The sequence below is a fragment of the Rhodococcus sp. 06-418-5 genome (assembly GCF_002258285.1).
Classification (GTDB): domain Bacteria; phylum Actinomycetota; class Actinomycetes; order Mycobacteriales; family Mycobacteriaceae; genus Rhodococcoides.
This window is the reverse complement of the sequence record NZ_NOYE01000016.1, coordinates 637316-653993: the sequence shown is the minus strand read 5'-3', so window position 1 is coordinate 653993 and position 16678 is coordinate 637316. Positions and strand designations below refer to the sequence as shown.

The window sequence follows — 16678 nt, the reverse complement described above, 5'->3', positions numbered from 1 at the left end:
GCCCCGGTCTACAGATCACCCATGATCCCCAGACCGACCACCCGGCGAAAAGTCTGGGGATCGTCTGGAACGAGTCTGGGGATCATCTGGCGAAAGTCTGGGGATCATTTCGGCAAGTCTGGGGATCACCCATGATCCCCCACCAACCCAAAGACACCAACCCAACTACACCAACCACAACACCAACCCACCGAACTCGCCTTCGAACTCAACTCACTACGGCGCGGGGTCTGGCGGGCAGAAAAAGAAATCTCTCGAATTCGGAATCGAAGGGGAATTGACGATGAATAAATTGACCGCTGGAGTTATCCACCGACTCGAATTGCCCCTCGAAGGCACCGTCGAATTTCATCTCCCGGGATTCCGCAGAATGCTTCACGTGGCCGAGCATCGAAACCACGAGAAGTCCGGCAACGCGTTCGAGGTCTGGTACGAGCGCAACGCGTTCCCTCACGAGTCGGAGCTGGCGAAAGTCCGGTTCCGGATCGTCGGCACCGGCAGCCCGATCACGTTCCGCACCGGACCGACATACGCCGAGTACCTCGGCACCGTTACGACGCACCACGGCCTGTACGTCTGGCACGTGTACGTCGAGTATCCCGTGGTCGAGGAGGCGTGATCGTCATGGAGCAACGGAGTTTCGAGTGGCTGGAACAGCGCGACCTCGCCCTCACGATCCCGTGCCGAGGCTGCAAGGCACCCATCGGCCAGCCGTGCCGCGTGCGAGGCCGTGACGGCGAATGGCATGAGCTGGAGCACTTTCCGGCGCACCACGCCCGCCTGAACCGCGCCGAGCGTCTTCAGCGCATGCAGGACGCTCCGAAGCCCGATGTCACCTGCATCGTCGACGGCTACGGCGTGATGCGGTCCACGATGGTCGATCCGATATGAGCGCGCGGATGCCCGGGAGGCCGTGCCCGCACTGCAAATCGGTCGTCGACGCGACGGCGGCGATGGGTGATCCTGCAAGCAGACCAAGGCCCGGGGACGTCAACGTGTGCGTCTACTGCGCCGGTGTCTCACTCTTCGGTGAAGACAGCTTTCGGTTGCCGACCGCGGCCGAAGCTCGCGAGCTCGAACTCATTCCGGAGATCCAGCACGCGATACGCAAGGTGCAGGACATCATCCTGAACAGGGCGCTGTGAGCGGCGCGATTGTCGGTCTCGACCCATCGATGGGCGCGGCCGGCATGGCAATCCTGCGCAACCCGCGCGTCGTCGAAGGCAGGAACCGTCCCGAGCTCAAGACCATCGCGAGCGCGAACACCGGCGGGACCATCAGCCAGCGAGCGCTCCGGATCGGCCTTCAGGGCGATCGGATCGTCGAGGCACTGCCCGATCGGATCCGGCTCGTGCTCGTCGAGGGAATGCCGTTCCGGCAGCCGAAGTTCAGCGGCCTGTACCAGGAGCGCTGCGCCCTGCTGTACAGCGTCACGAGATTCCTTGCGCGCCGGGGAATTCCGGTCATCGAGGTCTCGGTCACCACCATCAAGTACTTCGCCACCGGTAACGGCCAGGCCGAGAAAGAGGACGTCGAGAAGGCAATGGGCGAGCTCTGGCCGGACGCGAACATCCACAACGACAACGAGTCCGACGCGCTTGCCATCGCCACCATCGGAGCCCAGAAGCTCGGCTGGTACGAACCCGAGCTCCCATGCCACTACGCACCGAAGATCGACTGGACAGGAGTCAATGGGTGAGCTCGATCGCCTGCTTTCACTGCGGCCGGCCAACCGGCGACGGTCTCCCGATCTGCACCAAGTGCACCGAGATTCTCGTCCGGATGCTCCAGTCCGTGCCCGGGCTCGTCGCGGACATGACGATCACGCAGGCCCGACTCGACCGCATGAGCCGCGGCCGCGTCGGTGGAAAGAGTGCGGACACACCGCTTCCCATCTCGATCGACAAGAGCGGAAACGTCCCTATCCGACGACCGTTCGACCTGCTGGAAAACGAGATAACCACGTGGTCGCGCGACTTCGAGTCCCGCATTTCGCCGGCGGGCAGTCTGCTGGCGGCGATCGAACGTCCCGGCCTTCTGCAGATGACATTGAATTGCAAGACCGGACGTCGGCACGACCAATCGACACTGTCCACGCAACCGACGCGCCTTTTCGAGGAGTTCGCGGTCTGGCTCGCGTGCCATCCGCACGACCTCCGCATGCACCCGGCGATCGACGAGATGTTCGACAGCCTGAGCGACGTCATTGCGATCGTGAACAAGGCGATCGACCAACTGCCCGAACTGCGCTACAAGGGTGTTTGCCAGTACGTCGAATACGACCAGGGTCGCGAAAGGCGCTGCAACGCGGACCTCTACGCAGAGAAGGGTGAGGAATGGGTCCAGTGCCCGCGGTGCCGAGCGAGCTACGCAGTGGCCAAGCTCGATCGAGACATCCTCGCCCAGATGCGCGAAATGAACTACACCGCAGTCGAACTACAGTCCCTGCTCCGCGAGCTCGGCAAACGCGTCCCGAAGTCCACCCTGTATCGCTGGATCAACGAGCGGAAGCTGACGCCACGCGGGTGGATGCGCGATGGCCGAATCATCCAGCGATGGATTCACCGCAACGACCCGGCCGTGTACCGCCTCGGCGACGTCCTCGATCTGGCGACCCGCACGGAACGTGTGCGCTCTTGACCAGGGCGTGTGTACAGTGGGACTCAAATCCCGCACTGACGAGGGCACCCATTTTCCGGATGCAGCCCCGTTTTCGTGCCACTCGAACCCCCTCGATTCGGCGTCAAACCTGCGCTCCGCCGTCATGACGCACCTCCGGGCAAGCACGCGCACCACGAAGCGTCCGCTGCGCCGCGCTCCAGTCGAGGGCCCAACCTGAGAGGTGTCGATGACCTACCCGAGCGAGCGCGCCGGCCACGGCCGCTGGACCCCAGTGCTACGCCCGGCAGTCGGCATCCTCTGGGTGACCGACGACGGCGCACTCGGCTTCATCCCGCAGAACGGCATCGACCCCGCACCCATGGTCGACCTGATCGAGACCTTCCACGCCGCAGGCAAGAGCGCGAACGAGGCCTTCGACGCACTGCTGCTCATCGTCGGATCGCAAGCGAGCTCCGGCGACGTCGACGACTGGCGACCCGACCGCGTCAACGGCAGGCGTACCCAGATCGGCCCCGTGCTCACCAGCACCTACGAGCAGCCAGAATGAGCGCCACCGGCCAGATAGGCGAGATCGTGGCATTCGTGGCCACCGTCGCGGCCGCACGCCAGGAAGCCACACCCGAGCAGCTCGAGGAACTCCAGCGCAAGCTCGTTCCACAACTCACGGCCATGCGGGTCACCAAGTCCATCGTGGGCGCGAAGACAGTGCTCGCCGAGGTCATGGGCGCTGACTGGAAGCCCCGCGGTGAGCTCGCGGTGAGCCCCGAGTCGGCACTGACCCTGGTGGAGCAAGGCCTGCGTGAGCGTGGCCATGATCCCGAGACCGTGTTCGCACCACCGAAGTAGGAGACGATCGTGTCCGAGATTCCCCCGAAGGTCGATCGCAGTGTCGTGGACGAGTTCTTCGCCAAGCTCGGCCTCGACCCGGCTAGCAACGTCAAGCAGGTCACCATCATCCCCGGTGGGATCGAAGTGGTGCAGCTTCGCAAGACGCAACCCGGCAGCGGTGGAATGACCTACCGATACGGCCGCGAAGAGCTCGCTACGGTGACCACTCGCATTGAGGTGGAGCGGCCGAAGTACACCGAGTGCCCGCACACCGATCGGGTTGTGTGCGGATATGACGGTGATGACAACCCCAGTCTCGAATGCCTGCTGTGCGGATACATCGTCACTGGGCCCCAGATCGTCTCTGTACCACCGAAGTGAAGCCACCAATCCCACTCCAGGCGCGCCCGGGTTACGCATTCGTCAACTTCGTGGACGGGCCCGCTGATGGCCTGTGCGAGGAGGTCAGCCTGCCTCGTCCTGAGGTAGTCGCCTACTGGCTGGCGGGCATGTCCGAAGCCGACGCAAACGACCCGACTCTTGTTTCCAAACCGGTCCACCTCACCCACTACTTCCTACGCAGGCGCGTACATCCGGACGGCCGCCTCGAGTGGGTGTATTCGATTCATGGTCCGCGCACGTAACCGCGTCTGCTCCATCCCCGGCTGCCCACTGATGCAGCCCGAGAGTCTCTGCCCCGCCCACCGGCAAGCACGTGAGCGGGGCAGAGGTACTAGGCAGCAGCGCGGATACGGCGTCGAGCACGACCGTCTGCGCGCCCAGTGGAAGCCACGAGTCGCAACCGGGAACGTGCGCTGCTCTCGCTGCTCGAAGCTCATCGCAGCGAGCGAGCCATGGGATCTCGGACACGACGACCACGACCGAACCAAGTGGACGGGGCCCGAGCACGAGGCCTGCAATCGAGCGACGACGGGACGACGATGAGTGCACGACTGATAGCGGCGCGCCGAGTCCTGCGCTTACTGCTGCCGATCAAGGGCGAGCTGCATGCGCAGTGGATCGACATACGCAACCGCATCGACGGCTACTGCTGCGCAAAGGATCTGACCGGATACGGACACTGGCGCTGCGGTCTCAAGGCCCGACACGATGGCCCGCATCGAGCTATCAACTACACCTGGAATCCAGGTGAGTATGCGCAGTACTCACCGCTCGACTACCCGAACGCCACGGTTCCTCGACTGACGTTCTCGAAGACGTACATCCAGCGGCTCGTCACCATGAGCTGGTCGAACGCGTGGGATAAAGCACTGATCGGTGCACGTCGATGACCAAGCGCGACGAGATCGGTGACGAAGCTGAGGTTGTCATCGACGGATCCGAGGGTCATATCGATGTGTTCCTCGCATCGGCCTACAAAGAGACCTTCCGAGTTCGGTACTCCCGCACCGAGTTCGCCCGCCTGCTGTGGCAGGGCTGGGTCGTTCTGATCCGCTCTCTCTGACGCGCTCAGGGGGTGGGGGGTACCCCCTTCGAGCCTGGGGGGACGAACCGCGGGGGAGGGCGCTGAGTTGCGCGGAGGGTTCAAGAAACGTCGGTGAGCGCGATGCTCACCGAATCCGAGGCGGCGCGATGCCGTTGAAGGAGATCGAAATCAGATGGCCGGCAACCATGGCGGAGCGCGCAATAACTCGGGCCCGACCCGCGACCCGAACTCGGAGAGGTCCGAGAGTCTCGGCATCAAGTACCTGCTTCTGCCCGCCGCGGGCTGGAAGGGTCGGGCACCGAAGTGGCCGCTCGAAGGACAGTCCGATCGCGAGAAGGTGGTGTGGCGTGAGGTGTGGAAGACGCCTCAGGCCAAGGTCTGGTCCGAAGAGAAGCTGTGGCGTCTGCGGACGATCGCGATGTTCGTTCGATGGTCGGTGCGCGCGGAGCAGCCGGATTGCTCGGCGTCGATCTTGACGCAGGTCAACAGGCTTGCCGATCAGCTCGGCCTCACTCCGGCGGGGATGCTTCAGAACGGCTGGAAGATCGCTACCGACGAGGTGGGCGCGGCGCGCGAGCGCGCGAAGGCTGCCGCGGCCAGCGCTGATCTGCAGCCCCTTCCACCTCAGCCTCGACGCTCGCTGGCAGGGCTCGATGGCGGGGCCTGACGGCTTTCCGACTCTCGGTCATCTGGCCGAGGCATGGGTGCGCCAGCACTGTCGAGTGCCCGACAAGATGCGCCGCGGCGATCCGTTCGTATGGTCGGACTGGCAGTTCTGGATCTCGGCGAAGTACTTCGAGATTCGGGCGCACGCCGAGCTGCCGTCAACGGGCGATCTGCTGCTGAATCAGGCGTTCAGGTACCGGCGAGCGCAGATTATCGCGCCGCAGAAGACCGGAAAGGGGCCTCACGGGGCCTCGATGACGTGTCTGCATGCTGTGGGCCCGTCGGAATTCGGCGGTTGGGCGGGCAAGGGCGACGGCTATGCCTGCCTCGACCACGGGTGTGGCTGCGGTTGGGAGTACCCGTACCTCGAGGGCGAGCCGATGGGTGTCCGGCACCCGTCGCCGGTCATTCAGCTCACCGCGGTCAACCAGGACCAGGTCGGCAACGTCTGGAAGCCGCTGACCGCGATGATTCGGTTGGGTCCGCTGAAGGATCTGCTGTTTCCGCACGACAATTGGATCCGAATATCGGGCGACGTCGGCGGCGAAGATTTCGACCGCATCGATGCCGTCACGTCGAGCGCGTCGGGCCGCGTCGGTAATCCCGTCTCGTGGGTGCTCCAGGACGAGAGCGGCCTGTACCTCAAGTCGAACAAGATGGTCTCCGTGGCGCAGACTCAGCGCCGTAACGCTGCCGGAATGGGCGGCCGCTCGATCGAGTACACGAACTGCTTCGACACCTCGCAAAATTCGACTGCTCAGCAGACGTTCGACTCGGTACGCGAGGACATCTTCAAGTTCTATCGCAAGCCCCCGGCGCACCTGTCCTGGAAGAACAAGCTCGAACGCCGCAAGATCCTCCAGTACGTCTACGAGGGCTCGCCGTGGGTGATTCTCGACTCGATCGAGGCCGACGCTGCGGAGCTGAACGAGACCGATCCGGATCAGGCGGAGCGGTTCTTCGGTAACCGCAACACGTACGGCTCCGGCGTGTGGCTGCGAGATGGATTGTGGGACGAGCATTATGCCCAAACCGCAACCCTGGCTTCCTAACCCGCCGAAGGGTACGCAGGTCGCGGGCGCGTTCGATGGTTCGGAGAACGACGACTGGACTGCGATTCGGCTGGAGACCCGCTCAGGCTTCCTGTTCACCCCGCGGTACGGTCCGGATCGGCGACCTGCGATCTGGAATCCGGCCGAATGGGGCGGGGAGATCCCGCGTGGTGAGGTCGAAGCCGCGGTTGACGAGATCTTCCGAACGTGGCGTGTCTCGCGGTTCTACCCGGACCCGTCTGGCTGGTACACCGAGATTGGCGCGTGGGCGCTCAAGTACGGCGAGGACGTCGTGTCGGAGTGGCCGAACGACAAGATCACGCGCATGCACGCCGCGCTGGTGCGCTTCCAGACCGACTTGAAGGCCGGCCGAATCACCCATGACGGCTGCCCGCACACCAAGATCCACTTCGCCAACGCCCGCAAGGTCGCCAAACCCGGCGACAGGTTCGTGCTCGGCAAACCGACCAACCATCAGAAGATCGACTGCGCTCAGGCGTCCGTCGTCGCGCACGAGGCCGCGTCGGACGCTCGCGCAGCAGGTTGGCCGAACGCGAACGCCAACAAGACATCCAACGTCATGTACGGATTCAACTGAGAGCACCAGGAGGTGGCGTGGACGATCGCACAGCGCGCCGATACCTCGATATCGGATTGGAGCGGCTCAAGCAGCAGCTCCCGCAGTGGCAACGCCGCCAGGAGTATTTCGAGGGCATCCAGGACGACCCGTTCGCGCCGGAGGGTGTGAATGCCGAGTACGCCTCGCTGCAGAAGCAGTCGATCGCCAACTGGCTCGGTCTGGCAATGAAGGCACCGGTCCAGCGCATGCGCGCCGACGGCATCATGGGCGGTGACGGCAAGGTCGATCTGGAGATGTGGCGCAACGTCATCCAGCCGAACCACATCGATGCCCGGCAGCAGATCGTGTTCCTGCAGGCCCAGATTCACGGCCGCGGAATCTGGTCGGTGTCGAAGAACCCGGCGAACCCGGACCGCCCGAAGATCTCCGTCGAGAACAGCAAGCGCGTGTGGATCGAGCCCGATCCCGAAGACCCGTTCACCGGAAAATTCGCGATCAAGACATTCTCGGAGGACCCCGATAGGTCCCCGAGCTCGCTTGTGTTGCCGAGCTCGCTCATGGCGTCGTACGAAACCCTCTGGGTCACTTACGTCTACGACGCCACGGATTGGAAGCGCTTCGAGCGACGCGGATTGAACGGCGAGTGGACGATGACCCGCGAGGGCCAGCACGGCCTCGGCGAACTGCCCTTCGTGGCCTGCGATTTCAACGTCGACGCCGACGGAATCCCGCGCTCTGCGATCGAGCCGCTGATGCCGCAGCAGGACGCGGTGAACACCATCCGCTTCAACACCCTGCTCGCGATGCAGTTCTCGGCGTTCCGGCAGCGCGTGTTCTCCGGCTACGACCCCGTGATGCGCGACGCGCAGGGCAACGTGCTGGTCAAGCGAGACGAGAACGGCAGCCCGATTCTCGACGCGAACGGGCACGAGCAGCCGATGCTTCGCTCACCGGGCAGAATCGGCGTCGATCGAGCGCTGGTGTTTCCCGGCGTCGATACCAAGGTCTACGACCTGGACGAGTCGAACCTGCAGAACTACATCAGCGTGTACGACACTTTTCTGACCAGCCTGTTCGCCACCGGCCAGGTTCCGCCCCAATACCTGCTCACCCGCATGGCGAACCTCTCCGGAGACGCGCTCACCGGTGCCGAATCCACACTGAAATCTCTTGTCGCAGAGATGAAACGCGCTGGCGGCGAGTCTCTCGAAACTGTCGTCCGACTCGCCAACATCGCCCGCGGCAAAGAGGGCAAAGACGACTACTCGATAGAGATCATCTGGGGTGACACCGAGGCCAAGAGCTTCTCCCAGATCATCGACGGCGTCGTGAAGCTCATCGGTGCCGGGTTCCCGAAGCAGGCGGCTTTCGAGATGCTGCCCGACGCCACACCGCCGAAGGTCGACGGTTGGATGACGCTGGTCGACAAAGAACGCACGCAGCAGAACGAGGTCGCCATGGCGGCCATGGCGGCGCTGACACCCGCTCCGGAGCCGACGGACGATGGCAACGCAGCCAACGACGGCGGCTGACCACTACCGAGACCAGCAGAAGGTCACCGCCGCGGCGATCTACGCGACGGGGAACCTCTGGGGCACCACTCCGCCCGAAGACTTCGACGGATGGTTCGAGGCGAACGCAGACCTGCTCGTCGGAGTACTCACCGCCGCGCAAGCTCGCGCGGTCAGTGGCGGCGGCGACTACGTCAAGAGCACACTGAGTGAGATCGGTGCCGACCGAGATCCGGAAGCGTCGATCGACCCGTCCAGGCTGGTCGGTGTCGCCTCCGATGGCCGGCCCCTGGACTCGCTGCTGTACGGCGCGGTGATCACCGCGAAGTCGGCGATCGCACAGGCCGACGAGGTCAACGACGCCGTCGTGCGCGAGGCCTGGGGCAAGGGCAGGACCGCGCTCGAGGAACGAGTACTGACGCAGGTGGCCGACGCGGGCCGCTCGTCGACGATGCTGGAGCTGACGGTGCGCCCGGGCATCGGATACACCCGGCTCGTTCGTGTCGGTGGTTGTTCACGCTGCTCGGTCCTCGCGGGCCGGTTCTACCGCTGGTCGGATGGATTCCTGCGCCACCCGCGGTGCATGTGCCGCCACATCCCGACGACCGAGAAGGCCGCGCCGGAGCTCATCACGGATCCGCGCGAGGCCTTCGACGCGCTGTCCGAGGAGCAGCAGAACAAGATCTACACCCGCAACGGTGCCGACGCGATCCGCTCCGGATCCGACATCGGCCAGGTGGTCAACGTCCGCCGTGGAAACGCCGGCCTTTCCACCGGGGCCGGACGGATCACGCGCACGAACGTCTACGGCCAAGACCTGTTCATCTCCACCGAGGGCACCACTAAGCGCGGATTCGCAGGCAAGCTGATTCGCTCACGCGGGCAAACACCTGCGACGTCGCCGAGGCTCATGCCCGAAGCGATCGCCGAGATTGCCGAGTCACGCGAGGAATACCTCCGCTTGCTCGAACTCAACGGCTACGCCTTCGACCGCAGCAAGCCTGGCAATCGTGGCTCGCTCACCGGCAAGACTCCACCACCGCCGAAGCCTCGCCCGCAGCCGAAACCGTCGATCGACCTCGATGCGAAACCGGCGCCGAAAAAGCCCGAGCTCACGGCCGAGGAGAAGAAGGCAGCGCGGGCGGCGGCGAAGATCAAGACCGCGCAGAACAAGGTGACCAAGTCCGCGACCGCGCTCGATGCCGTAGCCGACAAGACCGCGATCGACGTCATGCCGTTGCATGCCCGGGCGATCGTCGATCGAGCGAACCTGAGAGACCTCCGGGACGGCAAGCGCGCGAAGATCGACGACGTCGAGAAGATCGCACGCAAGTTGCTCAAGGTCGAAGACGAGCTCAACGATCCGGACTTCGACATCTTCTATCTCAGCAGCGAGATTGGGCCAAAGTGGGCAACCGAGTATCGCGCCGAGTGGCGGCGCAATCTGCAGGACGCGTTACATCTGGCCGGCGAAATTAACGTCGCTCCGACCTCGGAGTGGCCGCTACCGGGACTCAAGCGCAAGGGCGCACTCGATCGGCACCGCACCTCGATCGAGCGAGACGTTCGGGCGACGAACCCGAACTACCTGTCCGGGACCGAATACCAGATCAACTGCCAGCGCGTTGCGCAGGCCTACGAGCTCCGATCTCGCGGTTACGACGTCACCGCGAACCCGAACTACCGGAATCATCCAGGTAAGCCCGACGACCAGGGACTGACCGACGAAATGATCTTCGGTAGCTGGACGGACACCGGCCAAGCCCCGTCGTCGGGGCAGAACTACCTCACCGCAAAGTCGGCGGGGAACCTCGCCTCCATTGCACAGGCATGGGGTCCGGGCACGCGCGGATGGATCACAGCCGAATGGAAGGCCGGCGGCGCGCACATCTTCAACTTCGAGGTCGGCAAGAACGGGAAGGTCCGGTTCTACGACGCACAGCCAGGCGACCTCGACGCCTCCGATCACCTTGCGCGCATCGACTTCCACGGGCCGCGCAAAGGCGCGCGCATCTACCGAGTCGACGACAAGCTGCCCGTAGACAGCACGCGTACACTCGTCACACCAGCAGAGCTCATCAAGCCGATCGAGGAGGTACCGCGATGATCACATTCGACGACGCGCGGCACCGCGTCGAGCTTGAGTTCCCGCGAAGCGACTACGCCGGCCACTTCCCATCGATGGAACCGTTCGTCGCCAGCGTCGACGGAGCCGAAGACGGCCAGTCGTTCCTGATCCGAAGCGAGAAGCCTGCACTCGACGCCGCCGGTATGCCCGCGATGGACGTTCCGGTGATATTCGTCGAGAAGTCGAGCGGGATGGTCACATTCGAGCCGGTCATCCTGAACTTCAAACGCCTCGACAAGATGACGCCGGTCCACTCGACCGAGGTACCTACCAGCTAGACCAACCCGCACGACAGCAAGGCCCCGTGAGCAATTCGCTCCGGGGCCTTTTTCGTGCGCTCATTCTTCCCCGCCGCGACGGCTGGGATGTTCCACCGCCGAGGGCGATCCGAGGCGGGCGACTCCGCGATGGAGGAAAAATGCAGGTCAACAAGCTCCCTCAATTCACCGGTCCCGCTCGTGTGCGATGCACGGCGGCAACGGCATTCGAGGAGCGGTACCCCCGACTTCGGTTCTTCAACGAACCCGAGGGCGGGGCAGGCGGCGACAACAGCGGTGCCGGTTCCGGTTCGGGCGATCCGGACGGTGACGACGACAAGCTCGGCGAGGGCGGCAAGAAGGCTCTCGAATCCGAACGCACCGCTCGCAAGTCGGCCGAGACCGAGAACGCCGATCTGAAAGCGAAGCTCAAGGAATTCGAGGACGGAAAGCTCACCGCCGATCAGAAGCTCCAGCGCGATGCCGAGGAGTCGAAGACCAAGGTGGGCCAGCTCGAAGCCGACAACGGCAAGCTCACGCTCGAAAACGGCCGTCTGCGTGCAGCTCTCACCGAAGGACTTCCCGTCGACTGGGCAGACCGCGTCCGCGGGGAAACGGACGAGGAAATGCTGGCCGACGCCAAGAAAATCAAGGCGAGCCTGCGTAGTTCCGGAGAAGGCGACCACACCCCGGGCGCGGGCGCTCGGGGCTCGGACGTCGAGGAAGCGACCACTCCCGGTGCGGGCACGTTGCGTGCTGCCTACAAGGAACTCAACAAGTAACAACACCGCGCGGCCAGTAGCCGGCGGCATCCGAACGACAGAAAGGCAGGTCGGCTATGGCCGTAACCCTGGTCGAGGCAGCGAAGCTGTCCACCACCAAGCTGCAGAGGGGCGTCATCGAGACGTTCATCCAGCTCAATCCGATCCTCGATCGCATCCCGTTCTTGTCGATCGAAGGAAACGCGTACGCGTACAACAAGGAAGCGAGCCTCCCGGGCGTTGCCTTCCGTTCGGTCAACGAGGCCTACACCGAGTCCACGGGCACGGTCGTCCAGGCCTCGGAGTCGCTGGTCATTCTCGGTGGCGACGCCGACGTCGACCGCTTCATCGTCAAGACGCGCGGTGATCTCAACGACCAGCGCGCGATCCAGACCGGCATGAAGATCAAGGCTGCATCGTTCTACTTTACCGAGCAGTTCTTCAACGGCGACGTCGCGGTCACCCCGAAGGGCTTCGACGGAATCAGGAAGCGGCTCACCGGCAACCAGGTGATCGACTACGCCACCAACGGTGCCGGCATCAACGTCGACGACTCGACGCGTCACGGATTCTTCGACGCGCTCGATTCTCTGGTTGCCGCCGTTCCCGGGCTGAACGCCACGAACGGCGCGCTGTACACCAACTCCAACATCATCGCGAAGACCAAGTCCGCCGGCCGGCGGATCGGCGGCGTGGAGATGGTCCGCAGCGACCTCACCGGCAAGCGTGAGGTCACGTGGAACGGAATCCCACTGCTCGATGCCGGATTGACCGCTTCCGGCGCGAACGTCATCCCGCAGACCGAGACTCAGGGCTCGGCAACCGACGCAGCGTCGGTGTACGCGGTGCGGTACGGCGAGGACGAAAGCGACGGAGCTGTCACCGGGCTGACCAACGGCGGAGTCGACGCGTACCAGGTCAACGACGGCAAGGAACTGCCCGACAAGCCCGCATACCGGACTCGTATCGAGTTCTACTGCGGCGTCGCGACTTTCGGCGGCAAGGCCGCAGCTCGACTGCGCGGCGTTCGGAACCTCTGAACCCGTCATAGTGCCCTCGCGGGCGCTATCCCCCAACGCACTTCGATCGAAAGGAAACACCATGGCTGACAAGCTGACCGGACCCGCCCTCGAAGAGGCGCTCGCAGCACGCGGGCTCCCCAGCGAGGGCAACGCCGACGACAAGCGCGCCGCCGTCGCCAAGTTCGACGCCGACAACGAGTCGTCGATCACCGAGCCCGTGCCCGTGGCGACAGCGGCACCCGAGACCACGACCGAGGAGTCGCCCGTGGTCGAAGAGGTCGCGGCCGAGCTCGGTATCGCTCCGTCGACGTCGACCGCGAGCACCACTCTCGACTCGGACTTCACGAAGCCGTCGGTGACTGCTCCGGGCGACGGTCCGGCCGACACGACCGATCCGCTCGAACGCGCCCAGAGCGTGACGCCGATCCCCGGTGCCGAGGCGCTGGCGGTCGGAACGGTCAACGCCGTTGTGCCCGCGCAGTTCCCGACCAAGCCGCAGCGCGACGAGTCGAAGGACCGTTTCGAGCAGTTCGAGTCCACCGCGCCGAACGGCTCGAAGGTCTGGGTTCGCCGCAATCTGGAAACCGGCGAGTCGGTGGTCCTGCGCACCGAGACAGGGGCAGTGGGAGGCCAGCGACTCGATGGCTGATACGCCACTCCAGTTGCTGGTCACCGTGGAGGCCGTACAGGCTCAGCTCGGCGAGGAATTCGCTGAGCCTGTACGGGCCCAGGTGGAGGTGTTCATCGCTCGTGCCTGCTCGGAGATGCTCCGGGCGGTGCCGACGATCAACGCGCACCTCACCGCGGCCGCGCTCGATCCTGTGCTCGTGCGCGGGGTCGGGGTCGACGTCGTCACCCGTGCGATCGAAAACATGCGCATCGGATGGCGCGTCACCGAGGAGACGTATCCGGACGTGACGACCCGGTTCGCGGCCGCGCCCGAGGAATTCATCTACCTCACCGCGGCCGAGACCTCGAAGCTCCACCCGACGTCCACCAACGGTCCCCTCGCAGGATCGGCCGGCGCGTACATCGTGTCGCTGTCGGGCTGATGCGCCCCAGTTCGTTCCGGACGCCCATCGGCGTCGAGCGGCTCATTGGAGAGAACGCGATCGAGAACGAGTTCGCGCCGAAGGTGGTCATTCCGGGGCGGCGCACAAGCCGCTCTCGGACCTCGGCCGACTCCGAGAGCTCCGAGGTGGTCTCGGACACGCTCGTGCTCTTTCCCGCCGGTGTCGCAGTCGTCCCGTCCGGATCTCGCCTGACTCTCCCCGAGGGCGAGCAGAACCGCGTCTGCATCGTCGAGAAATCCCGCCTGGTCTACAAGCGCGACAACGTCACCGTCGCATACCAGGCGCTCGAAATCGTCTAGGAGGTTCCATCGTGCCTATCGATTGGTCCAGGGCTCATCAGGCCGAGCAGGCAGCCGAGGCGGGCGTAGCGGCCGCGGCCGAAGCACTGCTCGACGAGGTCCGCTCGGTGTACATCCCGGTGAAGTCCGGCGCACTCAGTGCCAGCGGCATGGCCAAGGCGAAGGGTCTGCAGGCGTCCGTCGGATTCACGAAGGCCTACGGAAAGAAGCAGCACGAGCGCGAGGACTTCGAGCACAAACGCGGTCAAGCGAAGTTCCTCTCGGAGCCGACGGAGAAGTTCGGCCCGCAGCTCGAACAGCATGTCGCCGAGGCGATGTCGCGAGTACTCGGCGGATGAGCCAGACCACCCGCAGCCAGCTCCGGTCGGCCCTGGCGCTACACCTCGCCGCGGCCGGCCTGGCTCGCTACGACGAGTCCGAGCAGTACGGCACCACCAACGATCCGGTCAAGCCGGCGGTGTACCTCCGCGCGGTCATGCCGGACACCCCGGACACCGCGGTCACCATCTCCGTCATCGACGACAGGCGCGATCGGGATGCCCACAATCCCGATCTCTACGTCCGGCTCCGATTCCGCGGTGCCGGCCGATCTGTCCGTGCCGTCGACGACCCGGCGGACGCGGTGTTCAACCACCTTCACACCTTCGAGTCGACCGCAGATCGCCAGCGGTGGCCCGGAGGCGTGAACGTACTCACCTGTTTTCGGACGGTGAGCACGGAGTCCACTCCGGACACCACGGGCCGCTACATGCGGGCTGACACCTATCGCATCACCCTCAACCCAGGAGATTGACAATGCCTGTACTCAAGCCCCCGAATTCCGGTCTGCTGTTCACCTTCCGCGCCGCAGCGTGGGCGATGCAGATCAACACCGGCACCTACGCGTCGCCCGTCTGGGCGTGGCTGCGCGGTACGTCGAAGATCGAGCCGAAGACGACGGCGACCAAGCAGGACGACTCCGACAACGACTCGGACGGCTACGGCTCGGAGCTCGTGACCAAGCAGAAGCTCGACATCGCGATCGAGGGCAAGGTCAAGGGCGAGCGGTCACTATCGACTGTCGTGCCCGATCCCGGCACCACATTCCTGCGAGCACTCGGCACCCAGGTCGGCTACGACAACGTCGCCGACATCCGGTACTGGCGAACCGATGACATCGACGAGGGCTACCGGTGCAACTTCGCGGTCGAGTACACCGACGTCGGTGGCGGCAACGAGGATCTGCAGAACTACCAGGCCACGCTCTCCGGGCGCGGCAAGCCGACCAGGATTGCTCGCCCGACCACGACGCCGATCAACGAGGTTCAGCGCATCCGCCTCATCGGCACCGGATTGGGCGGAACCATCGGCGTGAAGTTCCTGGGCCAGACCGCATCCGGTCTCGCGCCGACGGCGACGGCGGCGGCGATGCAGACCGCGCTCACCGGGCTGTCGACCATCGGGGCGAACAACGTTGCCGTCACCGCGGTGGCTGGTCTGAACGCGTGGGACGTCGCTTTCCAGGGCACGCTCGCAGGCATCGATGTACCGCCGCTCGTGCTCGACACGTCGGCGCTCACCGGCAGTGCCGACAAGGGCGGCGAGGTCACCACCCTGATCAACGGCCAGGCGGCATAGTCCGTGGTCGCCTACGACAACCTCAGTGATTTCTTCGACCCTGATCTGCTTCTCCCGATCAGGGGGAAGACGTATCGGATCGTGTCGCCGAACGCAGCCGAAGGACTGCGGATTCGGCAGATCATGGCCAGCAACGGCATGTTCTCCGACGCCGAAGAGCTCGCCGAGGTTCTCGGCCTCATGGGTGCCACCAAAGACCCTGAAACTGAGGTGTGGTCAGGCGGGGTCTACGGCGAGATGGATGCCGACGGGCTGTCGTGGGCCGAGATCTTCCACGCTGGCCGCACTGCGCTGATGCACTACGGGTTGAGCGCGAGCCTCGCACAGGTCAACTGGCACACCGGTGTCGGTGACGTGGGAAACCCGAGGCCCCCGGAGCCGAGCAAGAAAGCGGCTCCGGGGGCGAAAAAAGCTGCACCTGCAAAGGCGAGTGCAACGGGGCGCTCACGTGCGCCCCGGGCACGTACGGCCCCGAAGACCCAGGCGGGGGGCCGTACGAGGAAGAGTTCGGCATCCGAGCCTGGTACCACGACCTGAGCAAGCAGCCGAACAAACGGCCGGCGGCGGTCGTGGAGAAGTGGACGTGGCACGACGTCTTCACTGCCTGGACCGCCGTCGAGCTCGACTTCCAGGACCAGAGCATCTACGGGATCGATCTCGACTCCGGAATTCTTCTCCAGCGTTCCTGGCGCTGGCTCCAGACCCGCATCGTCGGGCTCATCACCGACTCCGACTCTCGGCTGCACCGAGTACTCAAGGCGACCGCCGGGAAGGAGGGCTGACCCATCGCACTCGACGTCGGCACGATCCGCGCG

26 protein-coding genes are annotated in these 16678 nt (G+C 64.7%); all 26 read left to right on the top strand.

From position 1 onward, the window contains the following. Positions 1-283: 283 nt before the first annotated feature. The 26 genes from CH274_RS15530 (at position 284) to CH274_RS15400 (ending at position 16645) form a co-directional block, all read left to right on the top strand. Complete coding sequence (locus tag CH274_RS15530; protein WP_441346937.1) at positions 284-619, top strand: DUF7352 domain-containing protein; 336 nt, start codon at positions 284-286, stop codon at positions 617-619. 5 nt (positions 620-624) lie between these two features. Next, the gene (locus tag CH274_RS15525) at positions 625-891 is read left to right on the top strand and encodes a zinc finger domain-containing protein (protein WP_441346939.1); all 267 of its coding nucleotides are present in this window, start codon (positions 625-627) and stop codon (positions 889-891) included. Positions 892-899: 8 nt separating this feature from the next. Next, on the top strand, positions 900-1145 hold the full coding sequence (locus CH274_RS15520) for a hypothetical protein (RefSeq protein ID WP_143546583.1): 246 nt from the start codon (positions 900-902) through the stop codon (positions 1143-1145). Further along, positions 1142-1699, top strand: coding sequence for a crossover junction endodeoxyribonuclease RuvC (locus CH274_RS15515; RefSeq protein ID WP_143546582.1), 558 nt, complete (start codon positions 1142-1144; stop codon positions 1697-1699). The genes CH274_RS15520 and CH274_RS15515 overlap by 4 nt, the downstream gene beginning before the upstream one ends. After that, positions 1696-2640: a hypothetical protein gene (locus CH274_RS15510; RefSeq protein WP_094657973.1), complete on the top strand. Its 945-nt coding sequence runs from the start codon at positions 1696-1698 to the stop codon at positions 2638-2640. The genes CH274_RS15515 and CH274_RS15510 overlap by 4 nt, the downstream gene beginning before the upstream one ends. Before the next feature lie 208 nt (positions 2641-2848). Beyond that, positions 2849-3169, top strand: coding sequence for a hypothetical protein (locus tag CH274_RS15505; protein WP_143546581.1), 321 nt, complete (start codon positions 2849-2851; stop codon positions 3167-3169). After that, complete coding sequence (locus CH274_RS15500) at positions 3166-3468, top strand: hypothetical protein (protein WP_094657971.1); 303 nt, start codon at positions 3166-3168, stop codon at positions 3466-3468. Before CH274_RS15505 ends, CH274_RS15500 begins: the two co-directional genes overlap by 4 nt. 9 nt (positions 3469-3477) lie before the next feature. Beyond that, positions 3478-3831, top strand: coding sequence for a hypothetical protein (locus CH274_RS15495; protein ID WP_094657970.1), 354 nt, complete (start codon positions 3478-3480; stop codon positions 3829-3831). 560 nt (positions 3832-4391) lie between these two features. Next, positions 4392-4742: a hypothetical protein gene (locus tag CH274_RS15480; RefSeq protein WP_094657967.1), complete on the top strand. Its 351-nt coding sequence runs from the start codon at positions 4392-4394 to the stop codon at positions 4740-4742. Beyond that, on the top strand, positions 4739-4915 hold the full coding sequence (locus CH274_RS29240; RefSeq protein ID WP_179275763.1) for a hypothetical protein: 177 nt from the start codon (positions 4739-4741) through the stop codon (positions 4913-4915). Before CH274_RS15480 ends, CH274_RS29240 begins: the two co-directional genes overlap by 4 nt. A 154-nt stretch (positions 4916-5069) precedes the next feature. Continuing rightward, on the top strand, positions 5070-5564 hold the full coding sequence (locus tag CH274_RS15475; protein ID WP_094657966.1) for a hypothetical protein: 495 nt from the start codon (positions 5070-5072) through the stop codon (positions 5562-5564). After that, a complete protein-coding gene (locus CH274_RS15470) occupies positions 5551-6615 on the top strand; it encodes a terminase (RefSeq protein ID WP_094657965.1) in 1065 nt (354 codons plus the stop codon). The genes CH274_RS15475 and CH274_RS15470 overlap by 14 nt, the downstream gene beginning before the upstream one ends. Next, the gene (locus tag CH274_RS15465) at positions 6587-7213 is read left to right on the top strand and encodes a terminase (RefSeq protein WP_094657964.1); all 627 of its coding nucleotides are present in this window, start codon (positions 6587-6589) and stop codon (positions 7211-7213) included. Before CH274_RS15470 ends, CH274_RS15465 begins: the two co-directional genes overlap by 29 nt. A gap of 17 nt (positions 7214-7230) precedes the next feature. Further along, positions 7231-8727, top strand: coding sequence for a phage portal protein (locus CH274_RS15460; RefSeq protein ID WP_179275762.1), 1497 nt, complete (start codon positions 7231-7233; stop codon positions 8725-8727). Further along, complete coding sequence (locus tag CH274_RS15455) at positions 8699-10813, top strand: toxin glutamine deamidase domain-containing protein (RefSeq protein ID WP_094657962.1); 2115 nt, start codon at positions 8699-8701, stop codon at positions 10811-10813. The genes CH274_RS15460 and CH274_RS15455 overlap by 29 nt, the downstream gene beginning before the upstream one ends. Next, positions 10810-11112, top strand: a complete 303-nt coding sequence (locus tag CH274_RS15450) for a hypothetical protein (RefSeq protein ID WP_094657961.1) — start codon at positions 10810-10812, stop codon at positions 11110-11112. The genes CH274_RS15455 and CH274_RS15450 overlap by 4 nt, the downstream gene beginning before the upstream one ends. 140 nt (positions 11113-11252) lie before the next feature. Further along, entirely contained in the window at positions 11253-11873 is a 621-nt protein-coding gene (locus tag CH274_RS15445; RefSeq protein WP_094657960.1) for a hypothetical protein, read from the top strand. 56 nt (positions 11874-11929) lie between these two features. Further along, the gene (locus tag CH274_RS15440) at positions 11930-12892 is read left to right on the top strand and encodes a major capsid protein (RefSeq protein WP_094657959.1); all 963 of its coding nucleotides are present in this window, start codon (positions 11930-11932) and stop codon (positions 12890-12892) included. Positions 12893-12953: 61 nt separating this feature from the next. Continuing rightward, on the top strand, positions 12954-13523 hold the full coding sequence (locus CH274_RS15435) for a hypothetical protein (RefSeq protein ID WP_094657958.1): 570 nt from the start codon (positions 12954-12956) through the stop codon (positions 13521-13523). Then, entirely contained in the window at positions 13516-13926 is a 411-nt protein-coding gene (locus tag CH274_RS15430; RefSeq protein WP_143544349.1) for a hypothetical protein, read from the top strand. The genes CH274_RS15435 and CH274_RS15430 overlap by 8 nt, the downstream gene beginning before the upstream one ends. Beyond that, positions 13926-14246 (top strand): hypothetical protein, encoded by a 321-nt coding sequence (locus CH274_RS15425; protein WP_094657956.1) that lies wholly within the window; start codon positions 13926-13928, stop codon positions 14244-14246. The genes CH274_RS15430 and CH274_RS15425 overlap by 1 nt, the downstream gene beginning before the upstream one ends. Before the next feature lie 11 nt (positions 14247-14257). Further along, positions 14258-14584, top strand: coding sequence for a hypothetical protein (locus CH274_RS15420; RefSeq protein WP_094657955.1), 327 nt, complete (start codon positions 14258-14260; stop codon positions 14582-14584). After that, positions 14581-15039, top strand: a complete 459-nt coding sequence (locus CH274_RS15415; RefSeq protein ID WP_094657954.1) for a phage tail terminator protein — start codon at positions 14581-14583, stop codon at positions 15037-15039. The genes CH274_RS15420 and CH274_RS15415 overlap by 4 nt, the downstream gene beginning before the upstream one ends. A gap of 2 nt (positions 15040-15041) precedes the next feature. Further along, positions 15042-15863 carry a phage tail tube protein gene (locus tag CH274_RS15410; RefSeq protein WP_094657953.1) on the top strand — a complete coding sequence of 274 codons (822 nt, stop codon included), beginning with the start codon at positions 15042-15044 and terminating at the stop codon, positions 15861-15863. 3 nt (positions 15864-15866) lie between these two features. Beyond that, positions 15867-16400 (top strand): DUF7426 family protein, encoded by a 534-nt coding sequence (locus CH274_RS15405; protein WP_094657952.1) that lies wholly within the window; start codon positions 15867-15869, stop codon positions 16398-16400. Between the two features lie 32 nt (positions 16401-16432). Next, positions 16433-16645 (top strand): hypothetical protein, encoded by a 213-nt coding sequence (locus CH274_RS15400; RefSeq protein ID WP_094657951.1) that lies wholly within the window; start codon positions 16433-16435, stop codon positions 16643-16645. The last annotated feature ends 33 nt before the right edge of the window (positions 16646-16678 follow it).